16 protein-coding genes are annotated in these 15,735 nt (G+C 68.8%); 2 read left to right on the top strand and 14 right to left on the bottom strand.

The genetic code is table 11. The features are described from left to right. Window positions 1-37: 37 nt before the first annotated feature. From nuoF to ABZW18_RS11085, 6 genes are all read right to left on the bottom strand, one after another. The gene (nuoF, locus tag ABZW18_RS11060; RefSeq protein ID WP_356185216.1) at window positions 38-1,444 is read right to left on the bottom strand and encodes an NADH-quinone oxidoreductase subunit NuoF; all 1,407 of its coding nucleotides are present in this window, start codon (window positions 1,442-1,444) and stop codon (window positions 38-40) included. Beyond that, window positions 1,444-2,277: an NADH-quinone oxidoreductase subunit NuoE gene (nuoE, locus tag ABZW18_RS11065; RefSeq protein ID WP_356185387.1), complete on the bottom strand. Its 834-nt coding sequence runs from the start codon at window positions 2,275-2,277 to the stop codon at window positions 1,444-1,446. Before nuoE ends, nuoF begins: the two co-directional genes overlap by 1 nt. A 35-nt stretch (window positions 2,278-2,312) precedes the next feature. Beyond that, window positions 2,313-3,662, bottom strand: coding sequence for an NADH-quinone oxidoreductase subunit D (locus ABZW18_RS11070; RefSeq protein ID WP_356185219.1), 1,350 nt, complete (start codon window positions 3,660-3,662; stop codon window positions 2,313-2,315). Beyond that, window positions 3,662-4,402 (bottom strand): NADH-quinone oxidoreductase subunit C, encoded by a 741-nt coding sequence (locus tag ABZW18_RS11075; RefSeq protein WP_356185221.1) that lies wholly within the window; start codon window positions 4,400-4,402, stop codon window positions 3,662-3,664. The genes ABZW18_RS11070 and ABZW18_RS11075 overlap by 1 nt, the downstream gene beginning before the upstream one ends. 160 nt (window positions 4,403-4,562) lie before the next feature. Further along, window positions 4,563-5,117, bottom strand: a complete 555-nt coding sequence (locus ABZW18_RS11080) for an NADH-quinone oxidoreductase subunit B family protein (RefSeq protein ID WP_356185223.1) — start codon at window positions 5,115-5,117, stop codon at window positions 4,563-4,565. A gap of 18 nt (window positions 5,118-5,135) precedes the next feature. Next, a complete protein-coding gene (locus ABZW18_RS11085; RefSeq protein ID WP_356185225.1) occupies window positions 5,136-5,495 on the bottom strand; it encodes an NADH-quinone oxidoreductase subunit A in 360 nt (119 codons plus the stop codon). A 785-nt stretch (window positions 5,496-6,280) separates the two neighbouring features. On the opposite strand from ABZW18_RS11085, the gene ABZW18_RS11090 reads away from it, so the two are divergent. Then, window positions 6,281-7,075 carry a C40 family peptidase gene (locus ABZW18_RS11090; RefSeq protein ID WP_356185228.1) on the top strand — a complete coding sequence of 265 codons (795 nt, stop codon included), beginning with the start codon at window positions 6,281-6,283 and terminating at the stop codon, window positions 7,073-7,075. 860 nt (window positions 7,076-7,935) lie between these two features. Here ABZW18_RS11090 and ABZW18_RS11095 read toward each other — a convergent pair. The 4 genes from ABZW18_RS11095 to ABZW18_RS11110 all read right to left on the bottom strand — a co-directional run bounded on the left by ABZW18_RS11095 (window position 7,936) and on the right by ABZW18_RS11110 (window position 12,059). Further along, window positions 7,936-8,151 carry a DUF397 domain-containing protein gene (locus ABZW18_RS11095; protein WP_356185231.1) on the bottom strand — a complete coding sequence of 72 codons (216 nt, stop codon included), beginning with the start codon at window positions 8,149-8,151 and terminating at the stop codon, window positions 7,936-7,938. After that, a complete protein-coding gene (locus ABZW18_RS11100) occupies window positions 8,148-8,981 on the bottom strand; it encodes a helix-turn-helix transcriptional regulator (protein WP_356185233.1) in 834 nt (277 codons plus the stop codon). The genes ABZW18_RS11095 and ABZW18_RS11100 overlap by 4 nt, the downstream gene beginning before the upstream one ends. A gap of 404 nt (window positions 8,982-9,385) precedes the next feature. Beyond that, entirely contained in the window at window positions 9,386-10,672 is a 1,287-nt protein-coding gene (locus tag ABZW18_RS11105; protein WP_356185236.1) for a geranylgeranyl reductase family protein, read from the bottom strand. 388 nt (window positions 10,673-11,060) lie between these two features. Continuing rightward, window positions 11,061-12,059 (bottom strand): asparaginase, encoded by a 999-nt coding sequence (locus ABZW18_RS11110; protein WP_356185238.1) that lies wholly within the window; start codon window positions 12,057-12,059, stop codon window positions 11,061-11,063. 227 nt (window positions 12,060-12,286) lie between these two features. Here ABZW18_RS11110 and ABZW18_RS11115 point away from each other — a divergent pair, with 227 nt between their 5' ends. Beyond that, window positions 12,287-12,742 carry an Lrp/AsnC family transcriptional regulator gene (locus tag ABZW18_RS11115; RefSeq protein WP_356185241.1) on the top strand — a complete coding sequence of 152 codons (456 nt, stop codon included), beginning with the start codon at window positions 12,287-12,289 and terminating at the stop codon, window positions 12,740-12,742. A 79-nt stretch (window positions 12,743-12,821) separates the two neighbouring features. Here ABZW18_RS11115 and ABZW18_RS11120 read toward each other — a convergent pair whose 3' ends face one another. The 4 genes from ABZW18_RS11120 to ABZW18_RS11135 form a co-directional block, all read right to left on the bottom strand. Next, on the bottom strand, window positions 12,822-13,742 hold the full coding sequence (locus ABZW18_RS11120) for a glutaminase (RefSeq protein ID WP_356185244.1): 921 nt from the start codon (window positions 13,740-13,742) through the stop codon (window positions 12,822-12,824). After that, on the bottom strand, window positions 13,739-14,431 hold the full coding sequence (locus ABZW18_RS11125) for a demethylmenaquinone methyltransferase (RefSeq protein WP_356185247.1): 693 nt from the start codon (window positions 14,429-14,431) through the stop codon (window positions 13,739-13,741). The genes ABZW18_RS11120 and ABZW18_RS11125 overlap by 4 nt, the downstream gene beginning before the upstream one ends. A 27-nt stretch (window positions 14,432-14,458) precedes the next feature. Next, the gene (locus ABZW18_RS11130) at window positions 14,459-14,983 is read right to left on the bottom strand and encodes a Uma2 family endonuclease (RefSeq protein WP_356185250.1); all 525 of its coding nucleotides are present in this window, start codon (window positions 14,981-14,983) and stop codon (window positions 14,459-14,461) included. Window positions 14,984-15,169: 186 nt separating this feature from the next. Further along, window positions 15,170-15,721: a hypothetical protein gene (locus ABZW18_RS11135; protein WP_356185253.1), complete on the bottom strand. Its 552-nt coding sequence runs from the start codon at window positions 15,719-15,721 to the stop codon at window positions 15,170-15,172. Between the last annotated feature and the right edge of the window lie 14 nt (window positions 15,722-15,735).

Raw genomic sequence — 15,735 nt, forward strand, 5'->3', positions numbered from 1 at the left:
CCCGCGGCGGAGCCGCCGTCCGGCCCGAGCAGCTCAGTCATGCGTGCACCTCCCGGTGGGGGTTCTTCTCGTCTGCCCACACAGTGGATTTCGCCGGGTCGAAGGGGCAGCCCCGGCCGGTGACGTGCTGCTCGTACTCCGCGCGGAAATACTTGAGCGAGGAGAAGATCGGGCTCGCGGCGCCGTCGCCGAGGGCGCAGAAGGACTTGCCGTTGATGTTGTCGGCGATGTCGTTCAGCTTGTCGAGGTCCTCGGCCCGGCCCTTGCCCGCCTCGATGTCGCGCAGCAACTGGACCAGCCAGTACGTGCCTTCGCGGCAGGGCGTGCACTTGCCACAGGACTCATGGGCGTAGAACTCGGTCCAGCGGGTCACGGCCCGTACGGCACAGGTCGTCTCGTCGAAGCACTGCAGGGCCTTGGTGCCGAGCATCGAACCGGCCGCGCCCACGCCCTCGTAGTCGAGCGGGACGTCCAGATGCTCATCGGTGAGCAGCGGGGTGGAGGACCCGCCGGGCGTCCAGAACTTCAGCCGGTGGCCCTTGCGGATGCCGCCGCTCATGTCGAGGAGCTGCCGCAGCGTGATGCCGAGCGGGGCCTCGTACTGGCCCGGGGTCGTGACGTGGCCGGAGAGCGAGTAGAGCGTGAAGCCGGGGGACTTCTCGCTGCCCATCGAGCGGAACCAGTCCTTGCCCCTGTGCAGGATCGAGGGAACCGAGGCGATGGACTCGACGTTGTTCACCACGGTGGGGCAGGCGTAGAGACCGGCGACCGCGGGGAACGGGGGCCGCAGCCGCGGCTGTCCGCGACGGCCCTCTAGCGAGTCGAGCAGGGCGGTCTCCTCACCGCAGATGTACGCCCCGGCGCCCGCGTGCACGGTGATGTCGAGGTCGGGGAGGCTGTCCAGACCGAGCTTCTTACGCCGGTGCGCGGCCTTGCCGAGATAGCCGGCCTCGTACGCCTCGGCGACCGCGTGGTGCAGCCGGCGCAGTACGGGCACGGTCTCGCCCCGCAGATAGATGAACGCGTGGTTCGAGCGGATGGCGTGGCAGGCGATCACCATGCCCTCGATGAGCGAGTGCGGGTTGGCGAAGAGGAGCGGGATGTCCTTGCAGGTGCCGGGCTCGGATTCATCGGCGTTGACCACGAGGTAGTGCGGTTTTCCGTCGCCCTGCGGAATGAACTGCCACTTCATGCCGGTGGGGAAGCCCGCGCCGCCGCGGCCCCGCAGACCGGCGTCCTTGACCAGGGCGATGACGTCGTCCGGCGGCATCGCCAGGGCTTTGCGCAGTCCCTCGTAGCCGTCGTGCCGGAGATAGGTCTGCAGCGTCCAGGACTGAGGCTGGTCCCAGAAGGCCGAGAGCACGGGCGAGAGCAGTTTCTCGGCGCTGGTCTCTCCCCCGGCCTCCGGCTGGGAGGTGCCCCCATGTTCGGTTGACACGGTCATCACTCACCCTCCTCGGACACCGGTCCGGCCGGGTGCTCGGGGTCTGACGCGGACGTCTCCTGCGGGGCGTCGTGCGAGCTCGGGTGCGTCCCGGGGGCCTCTTTCCCGCCGGCCGGCACGTCCTCGGTCCGTTCGGCGGGCGCGGAGCGGGGCGAGACAATGCGGCCGGGGGCGTCCTCGCCCTTGGCCAGCCGCAGGCCGACGAGCGAGGCGTGACCGGCGCCGCCGGTGGCCTCGACCGCGCCGGGCCGGGCGTCCGGGAAGCCGGCGAGGATGCGCGCGGTGTCCCGGTAGGTGCACAGCGGCGCGCCGCGGGTCGGCGCGACCTCCCGGCCGGCCCGGAGATCGTCCACCAGCTGCTTGGCGGACTCCGGCGTCTGGTTGTCGAAGAACTCCCAGTTGACCATCACCACGGGCGCGAAGTCGCAGGCCGCGTTGCACTCGATGTGCTCGAGGGTGACCTTTCCGTCCTCGGTGGTCTCACCGTTTCCGACGCCCAGGTGCTCCCCCAGCTCCTCGAAGATGGCGTCGCCGCCCATCACCGCGCACAGCGTGTTCGTGCAGACGCCGACCTGGTAGTCGCCGGACGGCTTGCGCCGGTACATCGAGTAGAAGGTGGAGACCGCGGTGACCTCGGCGGTGGTGAGGCCGAGCATCTCGGCGCAGAACCGGACTCCGGTACGGGTGACGTACCCGTCCTCGGACTGTGTGAGGTGCAGCAGCGGCAGCAGCGCGGAGCGGCTGTCGGGGTAGCGGGCGATCACCTCGCGCGCGTCCGCCTCGAGCCGGGCCCGTACTTCGGCCGGGTAGTCGGGCGCGGGCATCTGCGGCATACCCAACCGCACGTTTTCACTGGCTGGAGTGGCGGTCACCGGTCGACGCCTCCCATCACGGGGTCGATGGACGCCACTGCGACGATGACGTCGGCGACCTGGCCGCCTTCGCACATCGCCGCCATGGCCTGCAGGTTGGTGAAGGACGGATCGCGGAAGTGGACCCGGAACGGGCGCGTGCCGCCGTCGCTGACCACATGCACGCCCAGCTCGCCCTTGGGTGACTCCACGGCCGCGTACACCTGGCCGGGCGGGACCCGGAAGCCCTCGGTGACCAGCTTGAAGTGGTGGATCAGGGCTTCCATCGAGGTGCCCATGATCTTCTTGATGTGGTCGAGCGAGTTGCCCAGCCCGTCCGGTCCGAGCGCGAGCTGCGCGGGCCAGGCGATCTTCTTGTCGCCGACCATCACGGGTCCCGGCTCCAGCCGGTCCAGGCACTGCTCGACGATCCGCAGCGACTGCCGCATCTCCTCCAGACGGATCAGAAAGCGCCCGTAGGAGTCACAGCTGTCGGCGGTCGGGACGTCGAAGTCGTAGGTCTCGTAACCGCAGTACGGCTGGGTCTTGCGGAGGTCGTGCGGCAGTCCGGCGGAGCGCAGGATCGGGCCTGTCGCGCCGAGGGCCATGCAGCCGGCCAGATCGAGGTAACCGACGTCCTGCATCCGGCCCTTGAAGACCGGGTTGCCGGTGGCGAGCTTGTCGTACTCCGGCAGGTTCTTGCGCATCTTCTTGATGAACTCGCGCACCGCGTCCACCGCGCCCGGGGGCAGATCCTGGGCGAGGCCGCCGGGCCGGATGTACGCGTGGTTCATCCGCAGGCCGGTGATCAGCTCGTAGAGGTCCAGGACCATTTCGCGGTCCCGGAAGCCGTAGATCATGATCGTGGTGGCGCCGAGCTCCATACCGCCGGTGGCGATGCACACCAGGTGGGAGGAGAGACGGTTCAGCTCCATCAGCAGCACGCGGATGATCGTCGCCCGGTCGGGAATCTGGTCCTCGATGCCGAGCAGCTTCTCCACGGCCAGGCAGTACGCCGTCTCGTTGTAGAACGACGTCAGGTAGTCCATGCGCGTGACGAAGGTGGTGCCCTGCGTCCACGTCCGGTACTCGAGGTTCTTCTCGATGCCGGTGTGGAGATAGCCGATACCGCAGCGGGCCTCGGTGACCGTCTCGCCGTCGATCTCCAGGATGAGCCGGAGCACGCCGTGTGTGGAGGGGTGCTGCGGGCCCATGTTGACGACGATCCGCTCGTCGTCGGCCTTGGAGGCGGCGGCCACGACCTCGTCCCAGTCGCCACCGGTGACGGTGTAGACGGTGCCTTCGGTCGTCTCGCGCGGGGTGGCGTGGGACGTTTCCTCGGAACGCTGCGCGTGGGGAGTAGCCATCAGGTGTACGACCTCCGCTGGTCGGGAGCCGGGATGGTGGCGCCCTTGTACTCGACGGGGATACCGCCGAGCGGGTAGTCCTTCCGCTGCGGGAAGCCCTGCCAGTCGTCAGGCATCATGATCCGCGTCAGCGCCGGGTGGCCGTCGAAGACGATGCCGAAGAAGTCGTAGGTCTCACGCTCGTGCCAGTCGTTGGTCGGGTAGACCTCGACGATCGACGGGATGTGCGGGTCGGCGTCCGGGGCGCTCACTTCGAGGCGGATCAGCCGGTTGTGGGTGATCGAGCGCAGGTGGTAGACGGCGTGCAGCTCGCGCCCGGTGTCACCGAGGAGATGGACGCCGCTGACGCCCGTGCAGAGCTCGAATCGCAGGGCGGGGTCGTCGCGCAGCGTCTTGGCGACGCGCGGAAGATGCTCGCGGGCGATGTGGAAGGTCAGCTCGTCACGGTCGACGACCGTCTTCTCGATGGCGTTCCCGGGGGCCAGGCCCTGCTCCTCGAGGGCGCCCTCCAGCTCGTCCGCCACCTCGTCGAACCACCCGCCGTACGGGCGCGTGGCCGCACCGGGCAGCCGTACGGACCGTACGAGTCCGCCGTAACCGGAGGTGTCGCCGCCGTTGCTCGCACCGAACATGCCGCGGCGCGTGCCGATGACCTCACCGTGGTCACCGCGCTGGCCCGGCAGGTTCTGGGCGTTGAGGTCCTTGTCGGGGTTGACGCCGTTGGCGTCCGGCTCGCTCATCGCGCGCCCCCTTCCTTCGCTTCGCCGCGCCTGCGGCTGCTGACGACGTCGGCGCGGACCGCTCCGTCGCGGGCTGCTCCGTCGCGGGCAACGCCGCCCGCCCGGCGCGCGCATACGGGCGTCGGCGCCGTCCGGGATCCGGCCGTCCGGAGTGCCTCGCTCACCGCAGCAGCCCCTTCATCTCGATGAGGGGCTGAGCCTTGAGCGCAGCTTCCTCGGCCTCGCGGGCCGCCTCTTCGCGGTTGACCCCGAGCTTCTCGCCCTGGATCTTCTGGTGGAGCTTGAGGATGGCGTCCAGCAGCATCTCGGGGCGGGGCGGGCAGCCGGGCAGATAGATGTCGACGGGGACGATGTGGTCGACGCCCTGCACGATCGCGTAGTTGTTGAACATCCCGCCGGAAGAGGCGCAGACGCCCATCGAGATGACCCACTTCGGGTTCGGCATCTGGTCGTAGACCTGCCGCAGCACCGGCGCCATCTTCTGGCTGACCCGCCCGGCCACGATCATGAGGTCCGCCTGCCGCGGGGAGCCGCGGAAGACCTCCATGCCGAAGCGGGCCAGGTCGTAGCGTCCTGCCCCGGTCGTCATCATTTCGATGGCGCAGCAGGCGAGACCGAAAGTGGCCGGGAAGACGGATGACTTGCGCACCCATCCCGCCGCCTGCTCCACGGTCGTCAGCAGAAAGCCGCTCGGCAGTTTCTCTTCGATTCCCATGAGTTGGCTCCTGGCCCCCTAATCCCAATCCAGGCCGCCGCGGCGCCAGACATAGGCGTAGGCGACGAAGACGGTGAGCACGAAGAGGAGCATCTCGACGAGCCCGAACAGCCCCAGTGCGTCGAAGGTGACGGCCCAGGGATAGAGGAAGACGATCTCGATGTCGAAGACGATGAAGAGCATCGCCGTCAGGTAGTACTTGATCGGGAAGCGCCCGCCGCCGGCCGGCTGCGGGGTCGGCTCGATGCCGCACTCGTACGCCTCGAGCTTGGCCCGGTTGTACCGCTTGGGGCCGATGAGGGTGGCCATGACCACGGAGAAGATCGCGAAGCCTGCCCCGAGGGCGCCCAGCACGAGGATTGGCGCATAGGCGTTCACGCCCTCGCTCCTTCCAGTCGACGATGACTGCGGACCGCGACTGGACGTGCACCCTGCCTCCATGAAGATCGTGCGTATGTGAGGCAGTTCACAAGCCCGAGTCGTCTGCATCCTATGCCTCCTGGTCTGTGATCTGCGACACGGGGTCGGTCAACGAGTTTGTGATCTTCACCACCTGACGAATGATCATGTAGGCGGAGGGCCGGCGATCTTCATACGCGAAGCGTTCGAGTGGTTACGAAGTGTGACGCATTCCGCGGTTACCGCTGGTCAGCGAGGTGCGGAACTAGCAAATCGAGGGGCTGGAAGCAAGTTCGCGATGGACGTCGACAACTGATAGATACGCGTGACCGGCCGGTGATCAGCGGGGGTGCACGCATGATCCGGGGACGATCCAGTCGGGATCCACGGGTGCGAGGGATGCGGGCGAGGGGTCCGGACAAGAGCGCCGAAAGGGCGGATTCAAGCCTTCAAGATCGCAAGTACGTGCATTCGTTCACGTACGGCGTCCCACGTTCAAACCCTCGGCAATCTGTTAGGTATCCCACGCCGCTTCCCCGCCGGAGAATGCCGTCCTTGGCCACTGACCGTAGGTGGTGGTAGGCAACGAGCAATTCGGGCGAATCGATGAAACGCCTTGACCATGCATATGACCGGAGCCGAGCCCTCCGCGCGGAATTGCCTTATCCAAGATCGATGAGGGGAATTCTCGACGCGTACGCGCCAAATGTGGCGCAACACACGTTTCTTGAAGACAACCGCGACCCCCTGGTACCCGTGGAGCCATGTCCCACACCGCTCACATACCCAGCCGCCGGAAACCCCGTCGCACCGCCAGCACCTGGATGCTGCGCACGGGCGTTGCCGGCGGCGTCCTCAGCACCCTGGTGGTCGGCGCGGCCACCGGCTCCGCAAACGCCGCCGAGCCCGTCTCCGACACCGTGGAACTGCCCACGGTGACCGCGGAGCTCGCCGGTGCCGCCGCGAAGTCCACCGCAGCCACCCAGCAGGCCGCGCTCGACTACGAGCAGCGGTCCGAGCTCAAGGAACAGCAGGACCGGGCCGCCGACACCGCCCGCAAGGCGGCGAAGAAGGCCAAGCAGGAGGCTGAGCGCAAGGCCGAGGCCGAGCGCAAGGCGGAGGCGGCCAAGGCCAAGAAGGCGGAGGAGCGCGCTTCCCGCTCCGCGGAGCGCACCACACTGAGCACCGCCTCCTCCTCTGCCACGGGCAGTGCCGCCGCCGTCATGTCCTTCCTCGAGGCGCAGCTGGGCAAGGCGTACGTCATGGGCGCGACGGGCCCCTCGGCGTACGACTGCTCGGGCCTGACGCAGGCTGCGTTCCGGACCGCGGGCGTCGACCTGCCGCGCGTCTCGCAGGACCAGTCGACCACCGGAACTCCGGTGTCGCTGGACGCGCTGAAGCCGGGAGACCTGCTGTTCTGGGGCGGCGTGGGCAGCGCGTACCACGTGGCTGTCTACACAGGGGACGGTCAGTACATCGATGCCGCGAATCCCAGCAAGGGCGTTGTGAAGCAGAACCTCAGCGACTACCCGCCGACCTCGGCGACGCGCGTTCTCTGAGCCGACTGCTGCACGATCCAAGACAGGTACGCCTGCACGAGGCGGCGCGGTTCCTGAGAGCCCGGCCTCCCGAGGCTCAGCCGTTGGCAGGATTGTCGTCAGATAGGGCGAAGGGCCCGACCAGTTTCCGGACTTTTCCGGACTGGTCGGGCCCTTCGCCATGTCCGAGGAGGAGAGGAGCCGGGAGGCGGCGGGAGGTACAGGGAGGCGCCACACCGGGTGCGGGCAGCGGCGGCAGGGCGACATGCGGAGTGTGCTGTACGCCGCTTGCCCCGAGGCGCAGGGGTCGGATCCTCTGCGGTCCGTACGGCCAACAGCTCAGTCCGACGTCCGGATCCCGCATGACCGACGGCGGCGTGTCTCACCGCGTTCCGGCCCCACGTCACCGGGCTGCGAGGCCAGTCGACTTGCCGGGTCGCTGCGCGAGCTACTGGACTCACGGGTACCTACCGGGATCACTCTCCAGGAGGCGACCGCGATACTTCACGCCCACCCCACCCACCTCATCCCTTGCTTCAAGCAGACCTACGGCCTTCCACCGCATACCTACCTGACGGGCAAGCGCATCGACCGGGCGCGTCGGCTGCTGCTCGCCGGCCTGCCCCGGCCGCCGTCGCCACGGCCGTGGGGTTCCATGACCAGCCCCACCTGAACCGGCACTTCACACGCCATCTGGGCGTCACGCCCCCGCGCTACGCCGCCCTGCGCAGCCGCGGCGCATCGTCATGAACACGGACCCGACACGGCCTCCGTGCTCAGCCCGTTGTGATCCGGTCCATCGCCGCCCCGCTCCCACCGCCCACCGCCCACTGCCCACCACCCGCCGAACACCCGGAGAGCGGCCACGGACGGGGATCACTTCAGAGCGTGGGGAACTCTCCCGCCTTCACGCCGGAGACGAATGCGGTCCACGCGCCCTCGTCGAAGACAAGTGCCGGCCCGTACGGGTCCTTGCTGTCCCGTACGGGCCTGACGCCGGGGAAGCCGTCGGCGACCTCGACGCAGCTGCCTCCCTCGCCGTTGCTGTACGAGGACTTGCGCCAGACAGCTGTGCTCACATCGTGCGCGTTACTCATCTCGCGTGCTCCTCCGCCGCCATTTCGATCAAGGTGAGAGATGCCTCCGGCGACAGTGCGGCTGCCCTGACGAGATCGAAAGACCTCTGGTATCGGGCGACCACTTCCGCATCGTCCACCAGTTGGCCGATGTGGGCACCCTCGACGTACGCCACAGGCGGGGAGTCGGTGAACGTCATGAGGGACACCATCCCGTTCACAAACGCGTGTGCCCCCGCCGAGTCGGGAAGCACCTGCACCAGCGCGCGGTTCGAGCACGCCGAGTCCACGATGTGAGCAAGCTGTTCCCGGATGGCCGCGCAGCCGCCCACCTGCACTTGGAGCGCCGCCTCATGAAGGATCACCCATAGTTCCGGGCCTGTTGGGTCGTCGAGGATGCGGGCCCGGTCGAGGCGGGCCGCCACGTGCCCCTCCACTTCCTCCTGCGGTGCGAACGGATGGGCGGCGCGGGTCAGGGCCCGGGCGTACGCCTCCGTCTGGAGGAGACCGGGCACCACCATCGGGCCGTACTCGCTGATGGTCTCCGCCCCGGACTCGAGGTCGGCGGCTTCCGCGAAGTACTCGGGGTGCCGTGATCTGTTGACCACCCGGCACATCCGGGCGAGAGAACCGTCCGTGTTCAGCACTCGGTCCAGTCGCTCGGCCACTTCCAGTTGCGGCTTCTGGGCAGCCGCTTCGATCTGGCCGATGTAGGCGCCCGAACAGAACAGCTGCTCGCCGAGCTTGTCCTGTGACATTCCGGCAGCCTCACGGAGGCGCCGTAACTCTGCTCCATAGAACGCCCTGGGTAACGACGGATCGTGATTCTTGGGATTCGTCACACTCAACACCCCTTCCTGGCAATGCCCTTGTCGAAATCAGCCAGCGGCCTAGCGTAGCTTCGCAGGGCGACCCTTGAAACACGGGGCGTAACCAGGGGGCTGATTGAGCGCCACGTGTGACGAGAATTACGCAGCGAAAAGCGTACGAAGCGTATGACAGCCACTAGTGCGCCCAGAACGCCCAAATCGACGAAATCGGAGCAAGCGGCGGGAACAGCGAAAACGGCCGGTGAGAGGCTTGCGCAGGACGCCATCGCGCCGATGCAAGCGGGACCCGAGCCGGTGAATCGGCGCTACCGGCGTCCCCTGCCCCGCATTTCTTTATGCAAAGCCAGAGCGCCGAACCCTCGTTGAGTCAGCCGAATCCGTTGTTTCGGCTGACTCAACGAGGGTTCGGGTCCGCGTAATCGCGGCTACGCCTTGGGGGCCACCTTGCTCAGGCCGTTGATGATCCGGTCCATCGCGTCGCCGCCCGTCGGCTCCGTGAGGTTGGCGAGCATCTTCAGCGTGAATTTCATCAGCAGCGGATGCGTCAGACCGCGCTGCGTCGCGACCTTCATGACCTTCGGATTGCCGATCAGCTTCACGAAGGCGCGGCCGAGGTTGTAATACCCGCCGTAGGTGTCCTTGAGGATCTTCGGGTAGTTCTGGAGGGCCAGTTCGCGTTGCGCCGGAGTCGAGCGGGCATGCGCCTGGACGATGACGTCCGCGGCAGTCTGGCCCGATTCCATCGCATACGCGATGCCTTCGCCATTGAACGGATTGACCAGCCCGCCCGCATCGCCCACCAGAAGCAGGCCCTTGGTGTAGTGCGGCTGCCGGTTGAGCGCCATCGGAAGCGCGGCGCCGCGGATGGGGCCGGTCATGTTCTCGGGGGTGTAGCCCCAGTCCTCCGGCATCGACGCGCACCAGGCCTTGAGGACCTCGCGCCAGTCCAGCTCCTTGAAGGAGTCGGAGGTGTTGAGCACTCCGAGGCCGACGTTGGACGTGCCGTCGCCCATGCCGAAGATCCAGCCGTAGCCGGGCAGTAGCCGTTCCTGCCCGCCGCGCCGGTCCCACAGCTCCAGCCAGGACTCCAGGTAGTCGTCGTCGTGCCGGGGTGAGGTGAAGTACGTCCGTACGGCCACACCCATCGGACGGTCCTCGCGCCGGTGCAGGCCCATCGCCAGCGACAGACGGGTGGAGTTGCCGTCCGCCGCGACCACGAGGGGCGCGTGGAAGGTGACCGGGGTCTTCTCCTCACCGAGCTTGGCCTGAACGCCCGTGATCCGGCCCGTACGGGTGTCGAGCACCGGAGCGCCGACGTTGCAGCGCTCGTACAGCCGCGCGCCCGCCTTCTGCGCCTGCCCGGCCAACTGCTCGTCGAAGTCGTCCCGCTTCCGCACGAGTCCGTAGTTCGGGTACGAGGCGAGCTCGGGCCAGTCGAGCTGGAGGCGGACACCGCCACCGATGATCCGCAGGCCCTTGTTCCGCAACCAGCCGGCCTCTTCGGAGATGTCGATGCCCATCGAGACGAGCTGCTTGGTGGCGCGCGGGGTGAGGCCGTCGCCGCAGACTTTCTCGCGGGGGAACGCGGTCTTCTCCAGCAGGAGGACGTCGAGACCGGCCTTCGCGAGGTAGTACGCGGTGGTGGATCCGGCGGGCCCGGCTCCGACGACGATCACGTCGGCGCTGTGCTCGCTGAGGGCGGTGTCGGTCACGTCGGCACTCCTGGTGCTCTCGGCTGGTGCTCTCTGCGGGGACGGCGGGGACGTCCGCAGTCTAGAACGAGCACTTGGCGCGACCGCACAGCAGGAGGCCTCTCCGGGCCGGTCGTATCCCGGCGGGGACAGCACCGGGTACGTCAACACCGAGGTCCCCGCCGTGCCGAGAGCGTGGGAACGCAACAGGCGCCGTGCGCTGCCGAGCACGGCTGCCTGGCAGAAGAAGTCCCCACCGGGGGTCGACATCAGACGCCGGACGCCGGGCATCGGGCGCCGGACGGCGGACTCCGGACGCGAAACGGCGGGCGCCCGACGGCTGACTCCGGGCGCGAGACGGCAAGCGCCGGACGGCAAGCGCCCGGACGGCAGGCCGCGGACCCCGGCCTCAGACCGGGACGGCCACCGTGCCGGGTGCCGCGATGCGGTGGAGGGTGGCGCTGCGCTCCGCCCGGTACGGGGAGGACATCAGCGCGGAGAGGACGGCGATCCGGGCCTGTCCCGCCCGCAGCGTGCCGGTCGGTACGGCGCCGGCCTCGATCAGGTCCACGGCGCCGCCACCCGTGTAGATGGGGGTGATGGGGCCGGCCGGGACCCGGGTCGTCAGCGCGACGAGCACGCCGCGGGAGACGGCCCGTGTCACCGCCTCGGTGAATTCGGGCGTTGCGTTGCCCGCGCCGGTCGCCACGAGCACGATCCCCTGCGCCCCCGCCTCCACCGCCGTCTCGAAGAGCAGCGGATCGGCGTCGCTGTGGTGCATGACCATGTCGACGCGCGGCAGCCGGGTGCCCACGGGCGGAAGAGCGAGGGGCTCGGGACGCTCGGGGCGCCGCAGCACCTGGACGCGGCCGAAGCCGACTTTGCCGACCGGGTCGTTCGAGGGGTCGGCGAAGGCGTCGATGGCGACGGTCTGGGTCTTCACCGTGCCGCGGGCGGCGTGCACCCGGCCCGCGAACACGGCGAGGGCGCCGAGGTCCTGGACGCTCGAGGCCGTGAGCAGCGCGTCGTAGAGGTTACTGGAGGCGTCGCCGTCGACGGACTCCAACGGGCGCTGGGCGCCGGTGAGGACGACCGGGCGGCGGTCACCGTGGTGCAGGTCCAGCAGGAAGGCCGACTCCTCGAGGGTGTCGGTGCCATGGGTGACGACCACGCCGTCGACCGCCGGGTCCTCCAGGACCTCGTGGACCGCGCGCAGCAGGGCGAGCTGGTGGGCGGTGGTCAGCCGGGGGCTGTTGACGGTGAACAGGTCCACGACCCGGGTCTGGACGCCCTCGGGCAGGACAGCCGTGGCGAGCACGTCCTGTCCGGCCGCGTCGGCGGCATACCCATTGCCCTGCCAGCGGCTGGCTATCGTCCCGCCGGTGGTCACCACGACGACTCGTCGCATGTCCTGCTCACCCTCTTCCCCTGGTCATCCGCTACTGCTTCTGCTTCCGCTACTGCTGCTGCTTCTTCTGCTGCTGCCGCTTCCGCTGGTCCTCCGCCGACCGCCGCACACCGCCGCGGACTCCGTAGGCTCTCGCAGGGCTAACGAACAAGAATAGGCAATTATGCCTGCAATCCGATGGCGAATATTCACATGCTCGTTGCTATCTGTGGCAGATAATTGCAAGTATGGACCGAATCGATCGTGACATCTTGCGTGAGCTGCAGCAGGACGGCCGGCTGACGAACCAGGAGCTCGCCCATCGTGTCGGGCTGACACCCTCGCCATGCCTGCGGCGGGTGCGGCATCTGGAGCAGGACGGGGTGATCCACGGCTATCGGGCCGTCGTCGATCCGGCATCGGTCGGGCGCGGGTTCGAGGTGCTGGTCTCGGTGGAGGTGCAGCGGGACCGCGAGACGGTGGAGGCGTTCGAGGCGGCGCTCCAGGAGCTGCCGGACGTCGTGGAGGCGTACCGGCTCTTCGGCAGCCCCGGCTGCCTGCTGCGGATCGCGGTCGCCGACATCGACTCGTACGAGCGGCTGTGGATCGAGCGGATCACCGCGCTGCCGGGGGTGACCGAGGTGAACTCGCAGATCGTGATGAAGCGGATCAAGGAGGCACGGGGACTGCCGGTCGTCGGATGACCCGCCCAGGGCGCTACTCAGCGGCCGCTCCGCGTTCAGAAGACCAGCAGGCCGGCGCGGCTCAGCAGCCGCTCCGCGCTCAGAAGACGGACAGGCCGGTCAGTGTGGTGAAGCGGTCCAGAGCCGCGACCCCGGCGACGGAGTTGCCGTGCTCGTCCAGGCCCGGGCTCCAGACGCACAGCGTGGCGTACCCCGGCAGCACCGCGATGATCCCGCCGCCGATCCCGCTCTTGCCCGGCAGCCCGACCCGGTAGGCGAAGTTGCCCGCCGCGTCGTACGTACCGCAGGTCAGCATGATCGCGTTGACCTGCTTGGCCTCGCTGGACGACAGCAGTCGCGAGCCGTCCGCGCGCAGCCCGTGCCGGGCCAGGAATCGCCCGGCGAGCGCCAGGTCGCCGCAGCTCATCTCGATCGAGCACTGCCAGAAGTAGTGATCGAGAACGGCGGGCACCGGATTGAGCATGTTGCCGCAGCTGGCCATGAAGTAGGCCAGTGCCGCATTGCGTTCACCGTGAGCGGCCTCGGACTCGGCGACATGCGGGGCGAAGTCGACTGCCTCGTTGCCGCTCTCCGCCCGCAGGAATTCCAGCAGTGCGCCGCGGGCGTCGCCGGTCATACCGAGCAACCGGTCCGTGACGACCAGGGCGCCCGCGTTGATGAAGGGATTGCGCGGAATGCCGTTCTCGTACTCCAGCTGCACCAGCGAGTTGAACGGGTTGCCCGACGGCTCCCGTCCCACGTGCTGCCAGAGGTTGTGGCCGCCGTGGGCCAGCGCGAGTGCAAGGGTGAAGACCTTGGTGATGCTCTGCGTGGAGAACGGCTCTCCCCAGTCCCCGACGCCGTACACCTGCCCGTCCACATCGGCCAGTGCCATCCCGAAGCGCCGCGGGTCCACGTCGGCCAGGGCCGGGATGTACCCGGCAGGCCGGCCCTGGCCGATCCGCGGTGCGATGTCCGCCGCGACCTCCTCCAGTACGGCCTGGTAGTCCGTGTCCGTCACGGCCGTACGGCGCGGTGCAGCGCCACGACGCCACCGGTCAGATTGCGCCAGGCGACCTTCGACCAGCCGGCCTTCTGCAGCCGGGCGGCCAGCGCGGGCTGGTCCGGCCAGGCGCGGATCGACTCGGCGAGGTACACGTACGCGTCCGGGCTGCTGCTGACCGCGGTCGCGACCGGCGGCAGCGCACGCATCAGGTACTCGGTGTAGAGCGTGCGGAACGGTGCCCAGGTGGGGTGGCTGAACTCGCAGATCACCACCCGCCCGCCGGGCTTGGTGACCCGCAGCAGCTCACCGAGGGCCTGATCCGTGTCCTGCACATTGCGCAGCCCGAAGGAGATGGTGACCGCGTCGAAGGACGCGTCGGCGAAGGGGAGCTTCGTCGCGTCGCCCGCGGTGAAGGGCATGTGGGGGTGGCGCCGCTTGCCCTCGCGGAGCATGCCGAGCGAGAAGTCGCAGGGGACGACGTACGCTCCGGCGGCGACGAAGGGCTGCGAGGAGGTGGCCGTACCGGCGGCGAGGTCGAGGATCCGCTCGGCGGGGCGGGCGGCGACGGCCCGGGCGACCGCCTTGCGCCAGAGCCGGGCCTGGCCCAGCGACAGCACGTCGTTCGTGAGGTCGTAGTTCGCCGCCACGTCGTCGAACATCGCGGCGACTTCGTGCGGCTGCTTGTCCAGGGAGGCTCGGGTCACGCGACCCATTGTTCCGTACCGGGGTGCTCAGGGTTCGACGAGGCCCGCCAGATCGACTTCGAACGGGAACGGGACGTCCGTCTTCAGCTTCCCGGAGGGGATCGGGTGCGAGGGCGCCGGGACGTACATCGCCAGATCGTGGTGGAACCAGAGCTCGTGCACCTCGGGAAGATCGTCCTGCCCCCGCTCGACGCGCCAGAAGTACGGCACCTTGGCCTCGGCGAACATGCCCGGCTTGCGGATGCGGTCGTCCTGCCGGGAACCGGACGAGACCACCTCGATGACAAGGGCAACCTTCTCGACGGGGATGCACTCGAGGCTGAAGACGTCCAGGTCACGCTTGTCGTAGACGATGACATCCGGCTTCGGGGGGTTGTTCTCGTCCACGAGCACGCATTGCTTGGAGGCGACGGAATACGGCTCCCGCTTGGCGCTCTCCAGTCGGTGGTACATCCTGTCCCGCACCAGGTTGTGCCAGAGCGGCGTCATCCCACGAACCACGATCGCTCCGTCCACCAGCTCCCACTCGAAGGGCAGCTCCAGGTCCTTCACCTGCTCGTACGTCCAGCCCTGGGGGGGTACATCCAGGTGTCCGGGGTGGCCTTCACCGGCCGTTCAGCGGTCATCACTGCTCCCATGGACGCGAGTCTGGACGCGGGTACGGATCGCGGTCCCGCGTACCGTCACCCGAATGTGGTGGACGCTTGCCACGCCGTTGACTCGGGGCGCCGCGCGCGGTCAGCGTCGCCGGTGGAGCAGTCTGCCGCCCAGGGCCGTGACGAGGCAGACCCCCTCCTCGTCGAACACCGCGAAGTCGGCGAGCCCGGAGGGGACCAGCGCCTGCGGACGCGGGGCGGACAGCACCCGGATGCCCGACCGCTCCACGGCGGTACGGACCGTGGGCCGGGTGAACGGCCCGGAGATCGCCGTGGTCCCGGCCGTCAGCAGACGTTGCAGCCCGCGCCGGGCGCTCGCACCCCAACGGGCGTCGGTCATCTCCAGGGCATCGAGTGCCGTCCCGGTGAGCGGCTCCGTCCCGAGTACGTCGGCCTCTCGCGGGTCGGGCCAGTACGCGGCCTCCAGCAGAGCGGCGGCGTCCGGCTCGTACCGTCCCGGTGTGAGCACGCCGCCCCAGGTGCGGACCCGGGCCCGCTCCCCGTACTCGGCGAGCAGCTCCTCGGCGGGACCGATGGCGGCGAAACGGTCACCGGAGACGACAACCGCCTGCCCGGCGCACGGCACGCCGTCCTCCGTGAGGAGAACGGCGTGAACCCGGTGGATGGTCAGCACAACAACCTCGACGC

The sequence above is a fragment of the Streptomyces sp. NPDC004647 genome (genome assembly GCF_040609575.1).
Lineage (GTDB): Bacteria > Actinomycetota > Actinomycetes > Streptomycetales > Streptomycetaceae > Streptomyces.

What these genes read in the sequence shown, in the direction of transcription:
- nuoF (WP_356185216.1), bottom strand. Translation starts at nt 1,444, where the DNA reads ATGACCGTGTCAACCGAACATGGGGGCACCTCCCAGCCGGAGGCCGGG.
- nuoE (WP_356185387.1), bottom strand. Translation starts at nt 2,277, where the DNA reads ATGCCGCAGATGCCCGCGCCCGACTACCCGGCCGAAGTACGGGCCCGG.
- ABZW18_RS11070 (WP_356185219.1), bottom strand. Translation starts at nt 3,662, where the DNA reads ATGGCTACTCCCCACGCGCAGCGTTCCGAGGAAACGTCCCACGCCACC.
- ABZW18_RS11075 (WP_356185221.1), bottom strand. Translation starts at nt 4,402, where the DNA reads ATGAGCGAGCCGGACGCCAACGGCGTCAACCCCGACAAGGACCTCAAC.
- ABZW18_RS11080 (WP_356185223.1), bottom strand. Translation starts at nt 5,117, where the DNA reads ATGGGAATCGAAGAGAAACTGCCGAGCGGCTTTCTGCTGACGACCGTG.
- ABZW18_RS11090 (WP_356185228.1), top strand. Translation starts at nt 6,281, where the DNA reads ATGTCCCACACCGCTCACATACCCAGCCGCCGGAAACCCCGTCGCACC.
- ABZW18_RS11095 (WP_356185231.1), bottom strand. Translation starts at nt 8,151, where the DNA reads ATGAGTAACGCGCACGATGTGAGCACAGCTGTCTGGCGCAAGTCCTCG.
- ABZW18_RS11110 (WP_356185238.1), bottom strand. Translation starts at nt 12,059, where the DNA reads ATGCGACGAGTCGTCGTGGTGACCACCGGCGGGACGATAGCCAGCCGC.
- ABZW18_RS11115 (WP_356185241.1), top strand. Translation starts at nt 12,287, where the DNA reads ATGGACCGAATCGATCGTGACATCTTGCGTGAGCTGCAGCAGGACGGC.